The sequence below is a fragment of the Hydrogenophaga sp. 70-12 genome, from assembly GCF_001897365.1.
Classification (GTDB): Bacteria; Pseudomonadota; Gammaproteobacteria; order Burkholderiales; family Burkholderiaceae_C; genus Hydrogenophaga; species Hydrogenophaga borbori.
In genome coordinates this window covers 1-17374 of sequence record NZ_MKSS01000097.1, presented here as the reverse complement: position 1 = coordinate 17374, position 17374 = coordinate 1, and the positions used below count along the sequence as shown (strand labels likewise).

The following is a 17374-nucleotide window of genomic DNA, read 5'->3' as shown; positions in this document are numbered from 1 at the left end:
GCATCACCGGCCGCGTGAAGGACCTGTTCAAGACGGGCAAGGGCAAGTACGTGGCGCCCGCGCCCATCGAGGACAAGCTGGTGATGCACGAGGCGGTGGAGGCCTGCGTGGTGACGGGCGCCAACCTGGGACAGCCCCTGGGCATCTGCATGCTCAGCCCCGAGGCCGCCGCGAAGACGAGGAACGCCGACGAGCGCGCCGCGCTGGAGCGCTCACTGGCCGAGCACCGGGCGGCCATCAACGCCACCCTGGACCCGCACGAGCAGATGCAATGCCTGGTGGTGGTGTCCACCCCCTGGACGGTGGACAACGACATGATCACGCCGACCTTCAAGGTCAAGCGCAACCGCATCGAGGACGTGTACGCCCGCCACTACGAGAAGTGGGAGGTCACCGGCAAGCCGGTGATCTGGGCCGACTGAAAGAACACCCCCGCCGCGCCGCGCGCCCCACGGGCTGGCAGCGCCGCGTCTTGCGGCCCCGCTAACATCCGGCCATGCACATCCTGCTCACCGGCGCCGCCGGCTTCATCGGCATGCACACCGCGCTGCGGCTGCTCGCGCGCGGCGACACCGTCACCGGCATCGACAACCTGAACGACTACTACGACCCGGCGCTCAAGCAGGCCCGGCTGGAGCGGCTGCGCCCGCACGCCCCGTTCCGCTTCGAGCGCCTGGACCTGGCCGACCGCGCCGGCATGGAGGCGCTGTTCGCGCGCCAGCGCTTCGACGCCGTGGTGCACCTCGCCGCGCAGGCCGGCGTGCGCTACTCCATCACGAATCCGCACGCCTACCTGGAGAGCAACCTCACCGGCTTCGGCCACGTGCTCGAAGGCTGCCGCGCGCAAGGCCTGGGCCACCTGGTCTACGCCTCCAGCTCCAGCGTCTACGGCGGCAACACCAAGATGCCGTTCGAGGAAAGCGACCCGGTCGACCACCCCGTGAGTCTGTACGCCGCCACCAAGAAGGCCAACGAGCTGATGGCGCACACCTACAGCCACCTCTACCGTCTTCCCGCCACCGGCCTGCGCTTCTTCACGGTGTACGGGCCCTGGGGCCGGCCCGACATGGCCTACTTCTCCTTCACCAAGGCCGTGCTCGAAGGCCGCACCATCGACGTCTTCAACCACGGCGACATGAAGCGCGACTTCACCTGGATCGACGACATCGTCGAGGGCCTGCTGCGCGTGCTCGACAAGCCCGCCACGCCCGAGACCGAGGGTGGCGCGCCGCACCGCGTGTTCAACATCGGCAACCACGACCCGGTGCAGCTGATGGAGTTCATCGCCTGCATCGAGCGCGCCACCGGCCGCGAGGCCAGCAAGCGGCTGCTGCCCATGCAGCCCGGCGACGTGCCCGCCACCTACGCGAGCACCAAGGCCCTGAACGACTGGGTGGGCTTCGCCCCGGCCACGCCGCTGGCCGAGGGCATCGAGCGCTTCGTGCGCTGGTACCGCGACTACTACAAGGTCTGAGGCCGTGCCTCGGGCGCCAGCCCCGCCAGGCGCTCGATCACGCGCGGCGCCGCGCGCTCGCACAGGACCATCACGTTCTCGAAACCTTGCAGGGGGCCGTAGTAGGGGTCGGGAACCTCTTCGAACCCCAGACCCGCGTAATCCAGGAACAGGTGCAGCTTGTGCGCCTGCGGCGGCGGGCAGCGGCGCCGCAGCTGCGCAAGGTTGCCCTCGTCCATGGCGAGGATGGCGTCGAAGCGCTCGAAATCCTCGGGCCGCACGGCGCGCGCCCGCTCGGCGTCGATGGCCGCGTAGCCGCGCGCGCGCGCCAGCTTGACTGCGCGGCTGTCGGCGCGCTCACCCGTGTGGCCGCCGTACACGCCCGCCGAGTCCACCGCGACGCGCCCTTGCAGGCCGCGGCGTTGCACCTCAGCCTGCAACACCGCGCTGGCCATGGGCGAGCGGCAGATATTGCCCATGCAGACCACCAGTACCTGTTGCATGGGCCCGAGCATAACGAGGCGCGGGCCGCGCCCCTTCACTGGCCGGTTCGCCCGCCCCCGCCGGACCGCGCTCAGCGCGGTCCGGCGCTGCCCAGCGCGCGGCACTCGGGCGTGCCGTTGGCCTGGCGCAGGTAGGCGATGAGGTCGGCGCGCTCGCGCGGATCGGCCACGCCGTCGTAGGTCATGCTGCTGCCCGGCACCACCTGAAGGGGGCGGGCCAGGAAGCGGTCCAGCGTCTTCTCGTCCCACCTGAGGCGCGCATCCTTCATGGCCTGCGAATAGGCAAAACCGGGCACGCTGCCCGCGCGCCGGCCGAGCAGGCCGCAGTGACGTGGACCCACGCGGTCCTGGGCCAGCGCATGGCAGGCCAGACAACGGTTGTAGACCTGCGCGCCGCGCTGCGCGGACGGCCCCTCGGCCCAGGCGACGCCCAGCGCGGCCAGCGCCAATGCCCCGACCAGTCCCAGCCGCACACCGTTCACTGGACGGCCCTGCATGCGGCGCGCGGCGGGGGCCGTGTGCCTGGGGAACGGCCCGGCGGCGCTCATGACACGAAGGCCGAGGGCACCGGCGTCTCGCCCAGGGCCTGGCGCAGCACGGCCCAGTGCATGGCCTCGTCGCCCAGGATGCTGGCCGCGGCCTTGGACAGGTCGCGGTTGCCGAACAGCGGCACGGCACCCAGGTAGGCGCTCACGGCGCCCTGCTCCAGCCGCGCCGCGAAGCGCAGCACATCGGCCTGCGACTTCAACTGCTCCACGGGAAAGCCGTAGGCGGCCTTGGCGGCCACGGGCTTGCCGCCCAGCTTCTCCACCGTCTTGGCCAGTACCTCGGCGTGCTCCTTGTGGTGCGCCTGGAAGCTCAACGCCAGGTCGAGCGCGGTTTTTTGCAGCAGCTGGCTCTCGGCGCCCAGCTGGTAGGCCGCGATGGCCTCGAGCTCGGCGCCCAAGGCGGTGTTGAGGATTTGCACGTCCTGCGGCGCGGCGGCGCCGGCCTGCGCCGCGAGCGCGTCGCGGCCGGCGAGCAGCGCGACGGTGGTGCCGGAGAGGATGAGGCCGGACTGGCCGAGGAAGCGGCGGCGGGCCGCGGCGGGGTGGGGCATCTGCAGGAAAGACATGGGGGTCTCCATCGGGGGTTGGGGTCACGATCGACCCTTTGCCCATTGGATGGAGCGCTTTTGCGCCCCGTTCCCGCGCGGCGCGGGAACGGGGAGGCGGCCTCAGCTCAGGCGCTGGAGCACGCGGGCCACGATGCGGTCGCAGCGCTCGCCGTCGAACGAGAAGGCGTCGGCGATGGCCATGTCCACATCGCGCGAGAGCCCTTCGCGCAAGAGGCTGCGCGCGCGGAAGAAGCGCGTGCGCACCGTGGCCTCGGGAATGTCCAGCGCCTGCGCCACCTCCTCCACGCTCAGCTCTTCCACGCCGCGCAGCACGAAGACGCTGCGAAAAGCCTCGGGCAGCCCGTCGATGCGCGCCTCCATCAGCCGGCGGATCTGCTCGCGCATGGCAAGGCGGTCCGGCTGGCGGTCCACGTCGTCGCTCAGCCAGCGCTGCATGTCGGGCTCGAGGGACGCCATCGCAGCGTCGAGCGGAATCACCGGCACCTCGCGCCGGCGCAGCCGCCCCAGGGCTTCGTTGATCACGATGCGCGCCAGCCAGGTCGACAGCCTGGCGTCGGCGCGAAAGCCGCCCAGCGCGCGCCAGGCGCGCAGGTAGGCGTCCTGCAGCACGTCCTGTGCCTCCTCGTCGTTCTTCAGGATGCTGCGGGCCGTGCGAAAGAGCAGTCGGTTGTGGCGTCGCATGATGGTCTCGAAGGCGGCCTCGTCACCGTGGGCGGCGCGCGCCGCCAGCGTGTTGTCTGCGGCGTCCGCCGGCTGCTCATCGGCCGGCACGGGCGTGCCGCCTTGGGTGCTGTGCATAAGAACCTCCGCCCATTGGATGGCCGGCCCGGCGGCGCCGTTCCCGCCGCCGCCGGGCGGTGGCGTCAGGCCACCTCGACCACCAGCGCCGCATCGAAGGCGGCGTTCTCATTCACGCCGTCACGGGCATAGCCGCGCGGGTTGCACAGCACACGCGTGCCATGCAAGGGGTAATCGAAGCTGTCGTGCGTGTGGCCATGAATCCACAGTTGCGCGCGCCGGCCGTCCACCAGGTGCTCGGCGTCGGACACGAAGCAGGCGTTCAGGGCCGAGCCGGCGAAGCGCGGGTGGATGCTGCGCGGCGAGGGCGCATGGTGCGTGATCACCACGGTCGGCCCCGGGTGTGGCACCGACAGCGCCCCGTCCAGCCAGCGCGACTGGACAGCGAACAGATCGGCCGTATCCCGCGGCGCCAGCACGGCGTCCGAGGGCGGCGCGTCCCGGCGGATGCGGCTGAAGTCGCGCATGAAACGCTGTGCCTCGGCCATGGCCTCGGCCTCACGCTCCCCCTCGCCCTGAAGTCGGAAATCGGTCCAGAGCGTGGTGCCCAGGAAGCGCACGCCCTGCAGGATCACCGCGTCGCCGTCCAACAGGTGCACCGGCGTGCCTTCGCACAGGCGCCGCAGCTCGTCCCTTACCTCGGGCAGGCTGGAGCCGTAGAACTCGTGGTTGCCCGGCACGTAGAGCACCGGCTTGCCCAGGCCCAGGGCCCAGGCCACCGCCTCCCGGGGCCGCGCGATGTCGCCCGCCAATACCACCGCGTCGGCCTCGGTGGGCGGCGGCGCCATGCCCTGGACGCCCAGGTGCAGATCCGACAGCACGTGCAGTTTCATGCGATGGCCCTTTCACCGGCCTTGGCGGCGCGCGGCGGCTGATCGGGTGCCGCCAGTCTGGTGAAAAGAAAAAACCCGCCGGATGGCGGGTTTTTGTCGAACAGGGGCGGTGGGGTCAGATCTTGTACGCGTCCAGATCCTTGCCAGCGGCGAGCGCGTCGCGCACCCACTGCGGCTTGCGGCCCGGGCCGCCGGCCCAGAGTTCGCCGTTGGGGCCACGGTACTTGGGCGCCGCGCCCGACTTGGACTTGGCCGCCTTGCGCCCGCCCGCGCTGGCGCCGCCCAGATCGGCCACGCTGATGCCGTACTGCTTCATCTTGGCCTTGATGTCGGCGATCACATTGGACAGTTCGTCCTTGCGGGCCTGCTCGGCCTGCGCCATCAGCGATTGCGCCTGGGCCATCAGTTCGGAATACGTTGCCATACCGGTAATCCTTGTCGCTCTGTGAAATGAATCGGGGCATCGATGCGATGCGCCGCGAATTCTATTCGGTTTTCACAGCGAATCGACGAAGCCTTGCAGTTCGTTCGGCAATTCCGTTTGCAATTGCAAAGGAGATTGACTTTGCGGATGGGTCAGGCGCAGGCGCCAGGCGTGCAGGAACATGCGTTTGAGGCCATGCCGCGCCAATTCCCGGTTGCGTTCGAAATCGCCGTATTTGTCGTCGCCGGCGATCGGGTGGCCGGCGCTCGCCAGGTGCACGCGGATCTGGTGCGTGCGCCCGGTCTTGATGGTCACCTCCAGCAGGCTCAGCGGCCCGCCCCCGCCGGGCGAGGAAGCCCAGCGGCGCGCCACTTTAACGAGAGTGATCGCCCGCATGCCATCGGGATCGTCGGCCGAGGTCACGCGCACGCGCCGCTCGCCGTCGGCCAGCAGGTACTTGTGCAGCGGCACGTCGATCACCTTGCGCGCCGCCGGCCAATCGCCCAGCACCAGTGCCAGATAGGTCTTGCCGGTTTCCCGTTCGCGAAACTGGTCTTGCAAGGCCTTCAGCACGCTCTTCTTTTTCGCAATGAGCAACAGACCGCTGGTTTCGCGGTCCAGCCGGTGCACCAATTCGAGCAGACGGGCGGTCGGCCGCGATTGTCGCAATTGCTCGATGACGCCGAAACTGACGCCGCTGCCGCCGTGCACGGCCACCCCCGCCGGCTTGTCGATCGCGAGCAATCCCTCGTCTTCGTGCACCACCGGGAATTCGCGCGCCGGGGCCGGCCGTTCGGCCTTTTCCTCGATGCGCGCGGACAGCCGAATGGGCGGGATGCGCAGCACGTCGCCGGCCGCCACGCGCTCGTCGGCGCTGGTGCGCGCCTTGTTGCGGCGCACCTCGCCGGAACGGATGACCCGGTAGATGTGGGTCTTGGGCACGCCCTTGAGGTGGCGCATGAGGAAGTTGTCCAGCCGCTGGCCGTCGGATTCCTCGTCGACGGTGAGATGGCGGACGGCGGGCGGGGTGTCTATCGGGGCTTTCATGTATCCACCACGGACGCGGGGGACGTGTCTATAATGCGCGACGCCCGTTGTGTGCTGTAAGTGTTTGATTTGCCTTGAGTTTAAGGCAGCGAACACCACAGTGGCCGACCCGGATGCCGGGAGCCCGGCGGGCGAAGGTGGCCAGCCGCGGCACCCGGCCCTCGCGCCAGACCCCGATGCCGCTTCGCGCATCCCGGTCGGCCCCCGTGCCGGAGGACGCCGCGGTGGAATCCGCAGACCCACAGCGAACCGACAACGGAATACCCCAATCGCCCAGGCCCCGACAGCAACGGCCTGGACGAGGAGACGACCCAGCAGCCACCGAGGCCCGACGCTGTCACCGACAGCCGTCGGCCCCTAGCGGCCCTGCCCTCGGCTCCACGCGCCCATGCCCGACCCGGCACCCTGTCGCAGCGCCCGAGCGCGCGCGCACCGTGCCCGGTCACGGCTCTCCGGCAATTCCTCCTACGTTCGTTGCGTGTGCGGCTTCCCGGCCTTGCGGGCGGCCCGGGCAGATCAGCCCGAGCGCCGCCGTGTGCCAACGAAGGGAAACGCACCATGAAACGCATGCTGATCAACGCCACGCAGGCCGAAGAGCGCCGGCTGGCGATCGTGGACGGGCAGAAACTGCTCGACTACGAAATCGAGATCGAGGGGCGCGAACAGCGCAAGGGCAACATCTACAAGGCCGTCGTCACCCGCGTCGAGCCCTCGCTGGAGGCCTGCTTCGTCGACTACGGCGAAGACCGCCACGGCTTCCTGCCGTTCAAGGAAATCGCCCGCCAGTTCTTCCAGGGCAACGTCTCGCCCTCGCAGGCGCGCATCCAGGACGTGATCAAGGAAGGCCAGGAGCTCATCGTCCAGGTCGAGAAAGAGGAGCGTGGCAACAAGGGCGCGGCCCTCACCACCTTCATCAGCCTGGCCGGCCGCTACGTGGTGCTGATGCCCAACAACCCGCGCGGCGGTGGGGTCTCGCGCCGCATCGAAGGTGAAGAGCGCGCCGAACTCAAGGCCGCGCTCGACCAGCTCGAGTACCCCAACGGCATGAGCATCATCGCGCGCACGGCCGGCATCGGCCGCGACGCCGCCGAGCTGCAGTGGGACCTGAACTACCTGCTCAAGCTCTGGACCGCCATCGACGGCGCCGCCGGGGCCGGCAAGGGCGCCTTCCTGATCTACCAGGAATCGAGCCTGGTGATCCGCGCCATCCGCGACTACTTCAACAGCGACATCGGCGAGATCCTCATCGACACCGATGACATCTACGAGCAGGCGCACCAGTTCATGAGCCACGTGATGCCCGAGCACGGGCACCGCGTGAAGCGCTACCGCGACGACGCGCCGCTGTTCAGCCGCTTCCAGATCGAGCACCAGATCGAGACCGCCTACAGCCGCATCGTGCAGCTGCCCAGCGGCGGCGCCATCGTGATCGACCAGACCGAGGCCCTGGTGGCCGTGGACGTGAACTCGGCGCGCGCCATCAAGGGCGGCGACATCGAAGAAACCGCCACACGCACCAACCTGGAGGCCGCCGACGAGGTGGCGCGCCAGGCCCGCCTGCGCGACCTCGGCGGCCTGATCGTGATCGATTTCATCGACATGGAGGAGAGCAAGAACCGGCGCGAGGTGGAAAACCGCCTGCGCGACGCGCTGCGCCAGGACCGCGCGCGCGTGCAGTTCGGCTCCATCAGCAAGTTCGGCCTGCTCGAAATGAGCCGCCAGCGCTTGAAGCCCATGCTCAGCGAGGGCGCCTCCATCCCCTGCCCGCGCTGCGGCGGCTCCGGCCACATCCGCGACACCGAATCCTCGGCGCTGCAGATCCTGCGCGTGATCCAGGAAGAGTCGCTCAAGGACAGCACGGCCGCCGTGCTCGTGCAGGTGCCGGTCGAGGTGGCGAGCTTCCTGCTCAACGAAAAGCGCACCGAGATCACCAAGATCGAACTCAAGCAGCGCATCAACGTGCTGCTGGTGCCCAACAAGTCGCTCGACACGCCCAACTACAAGCTCGAGCGCCTCAAGCACGACGACCCGCGCCTGGACAACCTCGACTCCAGCTACAAGCTGGCCGAGGAGGTGGACGACGTGGCCAGCTTCACGCGCCGCAGCCAGGAACGCACCAACAAGCAGGAACCGGTCATCAAGGGCGTGCTGCCCGATGCGCCGGCGCCCGTGGCCGTGCCCAAGCCGGCACCCGCCCCCGCGGCCCCGGTGGCCGTGGCCGCGCCCGTACCGGCCGCCGCGCCGGCCGAAAAAGGCTTCTTCGGCTGGCTCAAGGGCCTCTTTGGTGGCGCGCCCGCCGCCACCCCCGCGCCGGCGCCGGCCACCACCCCCGCCGCCAAGGACGCTGGCCGGGGCGATGGCCGCCGCGATGCCGGCCGTGACGGCGGTCGGGGCCGTGGCAACCGCGGTGGCCGTGGCGGCGAAGGCCGTGAGGGCCGCGCCGAAGGCCGCGACAACCGCGAAGGCCGTGGCCAGCGCGACGGCCAGCCGCGCGAGGCGCAGGCGGCCGAGGGCCAGCGCCCGGCCGGTGGCCGCAACGGCGAGAGCCGCCGCGGTGAGGGCCGCCAGGACAACCGCGGCGAAGGCCGCGCCGACAACCGCGAAGGGCGCGGCGAAGGCGCCCGCGGCCAGAACGAGCGCCGCGAACGCCGGGGCGAGCGCCGCGACGCACCCGCCGCCGAGACCGCCGAGCTGAACGCCAACGCCGTGCCGTCCACCGACACGGCCGACAACGCCGACGCGCCGAACCGCCGCGAGCCGCGCCGTGGCCGCGGACGTGGTGACGGTCGCGAGGGCCGCGAAGGCGAACAGCGCCGCCGCCCCGAGGGCCTGGATGCGCCGCGCGGTGACGAGGAAGCCGCCGCTTCCGCCGACGCCGTCGCCGCCAGCCCGGAGCAAGGCGACGACAACGCCCAGCGCGCGCCGCGCGAGCGCCGCACCCGCGACCGCTACGGCCGCGACCGCCGCGAACGCGGCCCGCGCGAGGAAACCGCCGCCGAGGCGCCCGCCGAAGCCGGCGACACCGTGCCCATGGCCATGGAAGGCGAGGCCACCGAGGACACGCCGCCGGTGCGCAGCTACTTCACCCTGCCCGCCGCGCCCGTGGCCGCCCCGGTGAACGCGCCCGCTCCCACCCCCGCACCGGTGGCGGAGAGCGCCCCGCGCGCCGCCGCGCCGGTGGCCGCCGCCCCGCTCGCCGTCGCACCCGCGCCGGCCCCGGCCGACGCGCCGCGTGGCATGCCCAAGGTGCAGGCCTACCAGCTCGGCGTCGACGAACTGCGCGCCGTGGCCGCCTCCAGCGGCCTGGAATGGGTCAACTCCGACGCCGAGAAGGTCGCCCAGGTGCAGGCCGCCATCGCCGCCGAGCCCGCCCCCATCCACGCGCCGCGCGAGCCCAAGCCGCCGGTGGTTGTGGACGAAGGCCCGCTGGTGCTGGTCGAGACCCGCAAGGACCTGCGCGACATGACGCTGCCCTTCGAGCAGCGCTGACCGGCCGGCGCGGCGCCACTGGCGCCGCGGGGTGGTCCCGGAAACAAAAGGCCAGCGTACGCGCTGGCCTTTTTGTTGGCGGCTTCGCCCTGGGTCCGCCCTACGGCGACGGCGTCAGTCGATCTGCGCGGCCTGCCGCCAGGCCTCTTGCGCGGCCTCGGTGTCGCCCCGCTCCTCGGCCAGCCGCGCCAGCGAACGCCAGGTGCGCCGGCGCAGCGTGGCGTCGCGCAGCCCGCTGCGCGCCAGCCCCAGCAGTTGCGCGGCCTTGCCCCACAGCTGGCGGTGCAGGCAGGCCTGGCCCGCCAGGTACTGCAGGTGGGGGTTCTGCGGCCACTGGCGTTGCAGCAGCTCCAGGCGCGCCAGGCCGGCGGCGTCGAGTTGCGCCAGGTCCGGCTCCAGCGCGAGCGCGAGGCGGGCCTGGTGGCGCTCGTCGAGTGCGCCGAAATCGTCCCACAGGGGCGCCAGCCAGCCCCGCACGCGCATGGCGACGTCCTCGCGGCGCATGTCCTCGCGGCTTTCGTCGGCGCCCTCGTCCTCGTCCAGCCGCGACAGCGCGTGCGCGCGGTCGGCCGCCGCCAGCGCCAGCTCGGGCATGGCGCGTTCGGCGGCGTCCAGGCCGTCCCATACCCGCTGCAGCTGGGTCAGGTCGTGCGCGCCGCGCAGCGCGTCCAGGGCCAGGCCCAGCAGCAGGCTGCGCGCGGCCTCGGGCGAGAAGGCGCGGTGCTTGGCGAGCAGGCGGGCGGTTTCCAGCGCCTCGCCGGTGGCGTCGCCCAGGCGCGCCACGCGCAGTTTCAGGCGCAGGGCCTGCACGCGGCGCTGCGCGCCCTGCGGCAGCTCGGCCAGGCGCGCGCGCGCGGCGCTGGCGTCGCGGTCTTCCACCGCCCAGCGCGTGGCGCGCAGCAAGGCGCCCTCCAGCACCTCGGGCGAGTGGCGCGCCATGGCGGGATTCAGCGCGGATTGCAGGTGCTCGTCGCGCTGCGCGCGGTTCTGCAGGGAGTGCGCGCTCTCGGCCGCCAGCAGGTGGGCCAGGGCGCGCAGTTGCTCTCGGCGCGGCCAGTCGGCGCTGGTGCTGCCGTTGAGGTGGTCGAGCGCGTTCTGCGCCGCCGACTGCGCGCGCACGAAGCGCCCCGCCAGCTGGTTGGACAGCGCGTCCAGCACCCAGCCCACCACCGCACGTTCCATCTGCTGGCTGCGCCAGCGCCGCGCCTGCAGCGGCAACTCGCGCAGCAGGGCCAGCGCGCGCAGCGCGGCGTACAGCAGCACAAAGCCCCCCACCAGCACGAACAGCACGAGGTTGAAGGACACGTCGAAGCGCCAGGGCGGCCAGAACAGCGTGACGGTGCCGCGGTTGTCGCCCATCAGCATGGCCAGGGCCACGGCCAGGGCCGCCAGGCCGAGCAGCCAGAACACACTGCGCATGGCGCCCCGCTGCCGCGCCCGCATCAGCGGCCTCCGGCGGCCGCGGCCAGCGCCGCGAGCGTGTCGTCGGGGCGCGGCAGGTCCTGTGCCACCAGGTCGCGGCGCAGGCGGCCCAGGCCGCCGAGCGCGCTGGCCACGGCCGGCGCGCTGGTGTCGAAGTAGTGCTGCAGCAGGCCTTCGACGGCCACCACGTCGGCGCGCGCGGCGCTCATCTGGCGCGCCAGCAGGGCCAGGCGCGCGTTGAGCAGCTTGAGCTTGATGTTCTCGCGCAGGAAGAAGGCCTGCTCGGGCGCGAGCAGCGCGGCGTCGGGGTGGTCGATGCGGCTCACGTGCACGAGATCGCGCGAGCCCTGGACGACCTGCCCGAAGGCCTCACGCCACCAGCGGTTCCAGCGCTCGGCGAAGCGCTGCCAGGGCGAGGCGTCGGCGGCCGGGTCCCCCTCGGCGGCGGGCGTGTCGGGTGCCGCGGCGGGCGCGCCCGCCTGCGGCGCGGGCCGGCGCGGCTTGCGCGGCGCGGCGCGCTCCACGCCCACGGCGTTGAGCGTCGGCCAGCCATCGACCTGGCGCACCAGTTCGTCGATCTGCAAGGCCAGGTTGGGGATGTCGGCGAGTGCGGCGGCGCGGATGCGGTCGACGTCGCGCGCGATGGCGCGCTGCACCGGGTTCAGGCGCGGCTGCGCGGCGCGCTGGATGCGCTGGTCGGCCGCCTGCAGGGCCGACACCAGGGGCTGTGCGCTGCCGGTGAGCTGGGCCTGCTGCAGCGCCAGGCGCAGCGAGGCCTCGAGGTCCTGGATGAGGTTGTCGTCGCGCGAGCGCGACAGCGAAAGCATCAGCTCCTCGAGCTGGCTGCGCTGCAGGCTGACCTCGGACAGGCGCACCTCGGCCACGCCCAGGCGCGCCTGCAGTTCCTGCACCTGCGCCTCGGCCTGCGAAGCGACCGTGCGGGCCTCCACCACCTGCAGCTCGGCGTCGTGCGCGCGCCGCGCGAGCTCGGCCTGCGTGAGGTTCAGGCGCTGCCACATCATGCCGGCCATGACCAGCGCGGCGGCGGCCACCAGCAGGGCCAGCAGGGTCAGGCCCACGCCCGCACGCCGCGGCGCCTCGGGCGCAGGACTGGTGGGGGAAGGGGCGCTGGGCGCGGGGGCCGCCACGGGCGCGGGATCGTTGTCGGGTGCGTTCATGGCGAGGCAGATGCCCAGGATTCTAGGCCGCGCCCCACGTCGGCCAATGTAGGACGGCACCGGATCACCCGGGTGAAACCCAGGGCCCGCGCCGCCTCGGCGATGCGCGGGTGTGTGGCCAGGGCGACCGCGCGCGCGCCGGCGGGCCAGTGGCCCTGCAGGGCCTGCACCGCCTCGCTGCTGCTGAACAGCCACACGGTGGCGGCGCCGCTGGCGGCGCGCAGGCGCTCGCGATCGGCCTCGCCAGGCGGCAGGCGCTCGCGCCGGTAGGCCACGCAGGCCTCGACCTCGGCACCGGCCGCGCGGCACTGTTCGATGAGCCAGTCGCGGCCCTGGCCCGACGGGTCGCCCTCGGCGGCGCCGCTGGTGCCGCGCACCACCAGCACGCGCCGGCCCGGCGCCAGCTGGGCGCGCACCACGGGCCACAGGTGCTCGGAGTCAAACTGCTCGGCCGCCGGCGGGGGCGTGTCGATGCGGTCCTCGCCCACGCCCAGCGGCCACAGCGCCTGGGCCAGCGCGCGCGCGGTGCCGGGGCCGGGCGCCCAGAAGCGCGTGTGCGCGTTCGGCGGCGCCACGGGCTCGGCGAAGAAGCGCTGCGCGGCGGCGCTGCTGACGAACATCAGCGCGTCCTGCTTCGGCCAGGCCGCGCGCCAGGTGCGCAAGCGCTCCAGCGCGGGGCCTTCGGACGGCTCGGCGATGCGCAACAGCGGCCAGGCCTCGGCGGGCCAGCCGCGCTCGCGCAGCGACGCCACCCAGCGCCCGGCCTCGGGTTCGGGACGCGTGACGATCACCCGTTCGATGGCGTGCGCGGCAGCGGCGGCCAAGGCCTCAGGCCTCCCCGTGCGGGGCGTGCGCGCCGGCGGCGCGCAAGGCGGCGGCGACGCGCGCGCCCAGGGCCTCGGCTTCTTCCAGGCTGGCCACCGAGGCGGTGTCCTCGGCGCGCACCAGGGTGGTGGCGCCCTCGGGCTCGCCCCAGGCGGTGCGCAGCCACAGGCGCTCGCCCACCCATTCGGCGTGCGCGGCCAGCGGCATGGAACAGCTGCCACCCATGGCGCGCGAGACGGCGCGCTCGGCCGCCACGCGCAGCCAGGTGGCCTGGTGCGCCAGCGGGCGCAGCGCCTCGATCAGGTCGGCGCGGTCGGCGCGCACCTCGATGCCGAGCGCACCCTGCCCCGCCGCCGGCAGCGATTGCGTGGGCTCGAAAACAGCGCGGATGCGATCGCCGAGGCCCAGGCGCTTGAGCCCGGCGGCGGCGAGCACGATGCCCTGGTACTGGCCCTCATCGAGCTTGCGCAGGCGCGTGTCGAGGTTGCCGCGCAGGGGCTCGATGCGCACGTCGGCGCGGCCCAGGGTGGCCAGCGCCTCGCGCAGCAGCACGACACGGCGCAGGCTGGAGGTGCCCACCACCGCGCCCTGGGGCAGATCGGCCAGGCCCGCCGCGTGCGGCGACACCCAGGCGTCGCGCGGGTCCTCGCGCTCCATCACGCAGGCCAGGGCGAAGCCCTCGGGCAGCTCCATGGGCACGTCCTTGAGCGAGTGCACGGCGATGTCGGCGCGGCCGTCGGCGAGCGCGTGCTCTAGCTCTTTCACGAACAGGCCCTTGCCACCCACCTTGGACAGCGTGCGGTCGAGGATCTGGTCGCCCAGGGTGGTCATGCCCAGCAGCGTGACCGCGTGACCGCGCGCTTCGAGCAGGGACTGCACGTGCCGGGCCTGCCACAGGGCGAGGCGGCTTTCGCGCGTGGCGATGGTGATGGCCGGGGGCGAAGACATGGGCAAACTCGAAGGACGGACACCCGGCTGACGGAGCGCGGAACACGGGGAATTCGGTACCCGTTTCGGAACCGGAACAGGGCGCGGGCGATGCTAGCATGCCCCCTCCCCCACACTTGGTAAGCCTTCCGTCAAGGCCCCTCCCGCCATGAGCCGATCCACCGCGGGCGCCGCCCGACGCGACAAGGACCAACCCCTCATCCTCGACATCCGCCTGCTCGGCCGCATCCTGGGCGACGTGATCCGCGAGCAGGAAGGCAAGGACGCCTTCGAACTCATCGAGCGCATCCGCCAGCTCTCGGTGGCTTTCCGCCGCGACGACGACCGCTCGGCCGACAAGTCGCTGAAGAAGCTGCTCAAGTCGCTCAGCGCCGACCAGACGGTGAGCGTGATCCGCGCCTTCACCTACTTCAGCCACCTCGCCAACCTTGCCGAGGACCGCCACCACATCCGCCGCCGCGCCGTGCACGAACGCGCGGGCGAACGCTCGCAGACCGGCAGCCTGGCGTTCGCGCTGGGGCGCCTGCGCGAGGCCGGTGTCGCGCCCGCCCAGGTGGCGCGCACGCTGGCCAGCGCCCACCTCTCGCCGGTGCTCACCGCCCACCCCACCGAGGTGCAGCGCAAGAGCATCCTGGACGCCGAGCGCGCCATCGCGCGGCTGCTGGCGGCGCGCGACGAGGCCACGCCGCGCGAGCAGGCGGCCATCGACGCGCAACTGCGCGCGCGCGTCACCCAGCTCTGGCAGACGCGGCTGCTGCGCTTCACCAAGCTCAGCGTGGCCGACGAGATCGAGAACGCGTTGAGCTACTACGAGAGCACCTTCCTGCCCGAGATCCCGCGCCTGTACGCCGAGCTGGAGGCCGGCCTGGGCCGCCCCGTGGCGCCCTTCCTGCGCATGGGCCAGTGGATCGGCGGCGACCGCGACGGCAACCCCAACGTCACCGCCGGCACGCTGGAGCTGGCCCTGCAGCGCCAGGCCGAGGTGGCCTTGCGCCACCACCTCACCCAGGTGCACCTGCTGGGCGGCGAGCTGTCCATGTCCGGCATGCTGGTGGGCGCCAGCGAGGCCATGCAGGCCCTGGCCGCGCGCTCGCCCGACACCAACGCGCACCGCCAGGACGAGCCCTACCGCCGCGCGCTCACCGGCATCTACGCGCGGCTGGCGGCCACGCTCACCGCGCTCACCGGCGCCGAGGCCGCGCGCCACGCCGTGGCGCCGCAGGACCCATACGCCAGCGCGGCCGACTTCCTGGCCGATCTGCGCACCATCGAGGCTTCGCTGCGCGCCCACCACGGCGAAGCCCTGGTGGACATGCGACTGAGCGGCCTGATCCGCGCGGTGGAGGTGTTCGGCTTTCACCTCGCCACCATCGACCTGCGGCAAAGCTCCGACCAGCACGAGCTCGCCGTGGCCGAGCTGCTGGCCGCCGCGCGCCTGGCGCCCGGCTACGCCGCGCTCGACGAGGCCGCCAAGCGCGCCGTGCTGCTGCGCGCGCTCGACGACGTGCGCCCGCTGCGCGTGCCCGGCACCGCCTACAGCGAGCACACGCGCAGCGAACTCGCCATCTTCGAGGCGGCGCGGCGCGGCCGCGAGCGCTTCGGCCCGCAGGCCATCCGCCACGCCATCATCAGCCACACCGAAACCGTGAGCGACCTGCTCGAAGTGCTGGTGCTGCAGAAAGAGGCCGGGCTGCTGCACGGCACGCTGAACGACGGCGCGCAGGCGGACCTGATCGTGGTGCCGCTGTTCGAAACGATCGAAGACCTGCGCAACGCCGCGCCCATCCTGCGCGACTACTACGCCCTGCCCGGCGTGCGGGCCATGGTGCAGCGCGGCGCGGCCGACGGCTACGGCGAGCAGGACGTGATGCTGGGCTACTCGGACAGCAACAAGGACGGCGGCATCTTCACCAGCAACTGGTCGCTCTACCAGGCCGAGACGGCCCTGGTGGCGTTGTTCGACGAGCTCAACGCAGGGAAGGAAGCATTCGCCGCCGGGCCGCCCCAAGGCGAATCAGCCCCCCCGGGGGGCAGCGGACCACGCGCAACGGGGAAGCGTGGGGGCCCCGTTCGGCCCATCAACCTGAGGATGTTCCATGGCCGCGGCGGCACCGTGGGACGCGGCGGCGGGCCGAGCTACCAGGCCATCCTGGCGCAGCCGCCGGGCACCGTGCGCGGCCAGATCCGCCTGACCGAGCAGGGCGAGGTGATCGGCGCCAAGTACGCCAACCCCGAGATCGGCCGGCGCAACCTGGAAACCCTGGTGGCCGCCACGCTGGAGGCCACGCTGCTGCAGCCCACGCGGGACGCCTCGCCCGCGTTCCTGAAGGCGGCCGAGGCGCTGTCGCAAGCCAGCATGGCGGCCTACCGCGCGCTGGTCTACGAGACGCCGCGCTTCGCCGACTACTTCTTCAGCGCCACGCCGATCCGCGAGATCGCCGAGCTCAACATCGGCTCGCGCCCCGCCAGCCGCAAGGCCACGGGCCGCATCGAGGACCTGCGCGCCATTCCCTGGGGCTTCAGCTGGGGCCAGTGCCGGCTCACGCTGCCGGGCTGGTACGGCTTCGGCTCGGCGGTGCAGGCCTTCGTCGCCGCAGACCCGAAGAACGCCGCGCTGCTCAAGCGCATGCACCGCGACTGGCCGTTCTTCAACACCCTGTTGTCCAACATGGACATGGTGCTGGCCAAGAGCGACCTGGCGCTGGCCTCGCTGTACGCCGAGCTGGTGGAAGACAAGGCGCTGCGGCGGCGCGTGTTCCAGGCCATCGAGGCCGAGTGGCAGCGCACGGCGCAGGCACTGGCGCTGATCACCGGCGAGCGTGAGCGCCTCGCGGGCAACGTCGCGCTGCGCCGATCCATCGAGCACCGCTTCCCCTACATCGACCCGCTGCACCACCTGCAAGTCGAGCTGATCCGCCGGCACCGGGCCGGCAGGCTGAATGCCGACGACGAGGGCCGGGCCAAGCGCGGCATCCACATCGCCATCAACGGCATCGCGGCGGGTCTGCGCAACACCGGCTGAGCCGACCCCGGTGACAGCGCGGCCAATACCCCCACTTTTACAATGTCAAGCGTGAACCCCCTGCTCAACGCCGACCTGCACTGCCATTCCACCGTCTCGGATGGCACGCTGGCGCCCGAGGTCCTGGCCGCACGCGCCAAGGCCAATGGGGTCGAGCTCTGGGCCCTCACCGACCACGACGAACTCGGCGGCCAGCAGCGCGCCCTGGCCGCCGCGCGCGCCCAGGACCTGCCCTACCTCACCGGCGTGGAAATCTCCGTCACCTTCGCCGGCATCACCGTGCACATCGTCGGTCTGGGCATGGACCCGGGCGAC

15 protein-coding genes and 1 pseudogene are annotated in these 17374 nt (G+C 72.3%); 5 read left to right on the top strand and 11 right to left on the bottom strand.

All coding sequences use genetic code 11. The annotated features are described in order from the left end of the window. Window positions 1-422 (top strand): annotated as a pseudogene (locus BGO22_RS06315) (AMP-binding protein); the annotation flags it as partial. 74 nt (window positions 423-496) lie between these two features. Further along, a complete protein-coding gene (locus BGO22_RS06310) occupies window positions 497-1474 on the top strand; it encodes an NAD-dependent epimerase (RefSeq protein ID WP_070399004.1) in 978 nt (325 codons plus the stop codon). Here BGO22_RS06310 and BGO22_RS06305 read toward each other — a convergent pair. The 7 genes from BGO22_RS06305 to BGO22_RS06275 form a co-directional block, all read right to left on the bottom strand. Continuing rightward, window positions 1462-1956 (bottom strand): low molecular weight protein-tyrosine-phosphatase, encoded by a 495-nt coding sequence (locus BGO22_RS06305; RefSeq protein ID WP_217494348.1) that lies wholly within the window; start codon window positions 1954-1956, stop codon window positions 1462-1464. The two genes, BGO22_RS06310 and BGO22_RS06305, sit on opposite strands and share 13 nt — an antisense overlap. Window positions 1957-2027: 71 nt before the next feature. Then, entirely contained in the window at window positions 2028-2453 is a 426-nt protein-coding gene (locus BGO22_RS06300) for a c-type cytochrome (protein ID WP_070399006.1), read from the bottom strand. 47 nt (window positions 2454-2500) lie between these two features. After that, window positions 2501-3070, bottom strand: coding sequence for a ferritin-like domain-containing protein (locus BGO22_RS06295; protein ID WP_070399007.1), 570 nt, complete (start codon window positions 3068-3070; stop codon window positions 2501-2503). A 102-nt stretch (window positions 3071-3172) separates the two neighbouring features. Beyond that, on the bottom strand, window positions 3173-3871 hold the full coding sequence (locus BGO22_RS06290; protein ID WP_070399008.1) for an RNA polymerase sigma factor: 699 nt from the start codon (window positions 3869-3871) through the stop codon (window positions 3173-3175). A gap of 65 nt (window positions 3872-3936) precedes the next feature. Further along, window positions 3937-4704 carry a metallophosphoesterase gene (locus BGO22_RS06285; RefSeq protein ID WP_070399009.1) on the bottom strand — a complete coding sequence of 256 codons (768 nt, stop codon included), beginning with the start codon at window positions 4702-4704 and terminating at the stop codon, window positions 3937-3939. A 115-nt stretch (window positions 4705-4819) separates the two neighbouring features. Continuing rightward, entirely contained in the window at window positions 4820-5128 is a 309-nt protein-coding gene (locus BGO22_RS06280; RefSeq protein WP_070399010.1) for an H-NS histone family protein, read from the bottom strand. 72 nt (window positions 5129-5200) lie between these two features. Then, window positions 5201-6175 carry an RluA family pseudouridine synthase gene (locus tag BGO22_RS06275; protein ID WP_070399011.1) on the bottom strand — a complete coding sequence of 325 codons (975 nt, stop codon included), beginning with the start codon at window positions 6173-6175 and terminating at the stop codon, window positions 5201-5203. A 558-nt stretch (window positions 6176-6733) separates the two neighbouring features. On the opposite strand from BGO22_RS06275, the gene BGO22_RS06270 reads away from it, so the two are divergent. Then, window positions 6734-9664, top strand: a complete 2931-nt coding sequence (locus BGO22_RS06270; protein WP_070399012.1) for an Rne/Rng family ribonuclease — start codon at window positions 6734-6736, stop codon at window positions 9662-9664. Window positions 9665-9778: 114 nt separating this feature from the next. On the opposite strand, the gene BGO22_RS06265 is transcribed toward BGO22_RS06270, so the two are convergent. From BGO22_RS06265 to hemC, 4 genes are read right to left on the bottom strand one after another with little or no spacing between them, the layout of a single operon-like run. Further along, entirely contained in the window at window positions 9779-11083 is a 1305-nt protein-coding gene (locus BGO22_RS06265) for a heme biosynthesis protein HemY (protein WP_070399221.1), read from the bottom strand. Window positions 11084-11106: 23 nt separating this feature from the next. After that, on the bottom strand, window positions 11107-12264 hold the full coding sequence (locus BGO22_RS06260) for a uroporphyrinogen-III C-methyltransferase (RefSeq protein ID WP_070399013.1): 1158 nt from the start codon (window positions 12262-12264) through the stop codon (window positions 11107-11109). After that, a complete protein-coding gene (locus tag BGO22_RS06255) occupies window positions 12261-13088 on the bottom strand; it encodes a uroporphyrinogen-III synthase (protein WP_254668146.1) in 828 nt (275 codons plus the stop codon). The genes BGO22_RS06260 and BGO22_RS06255 overlap by 4 nt, the downstream gene beginning before the upstream one ends. 4 nt (window positions 13089-13092) lie before the next feature. Further along, window positions 13093-14037, bottom strand: coding sequence for a hydroxymethylbilane synthase (gene hemC, locus BGO22_RS06250; protein ID WP_070399014.1), 945 nt, complete (start codon window positions 14035-14037; stop codon window positions 13093-13095). A gap of 148 nt (window positions 14038-14185) precedes the next feature. Here hemC and BGO22_RS06245 point away from each other — a divergent pair, with 148 nt between their 5' ends. Next, the gene (locus BGO22_RS06245; protein ID WP_070399015.1) at window positions 14186-17059 is read left to right on the top strand and encodes a phosphoenolpyruvate carboxylase; all 2874 of its coding nucleotides are present in this window, start codon (window positions 14186-14188) and stop codon (window positions 17057-17059) included. A gap of 42 nt (window positions 17060-17101) precedes the next feature. Further along, on the top strand, window positions 17102-17374 hold a 273-nt coding region (locus BGO22_RS06240; RefSeq protein ID WP_286849667.1), incomplete at its 3' end, for a PHP domain-containing protein.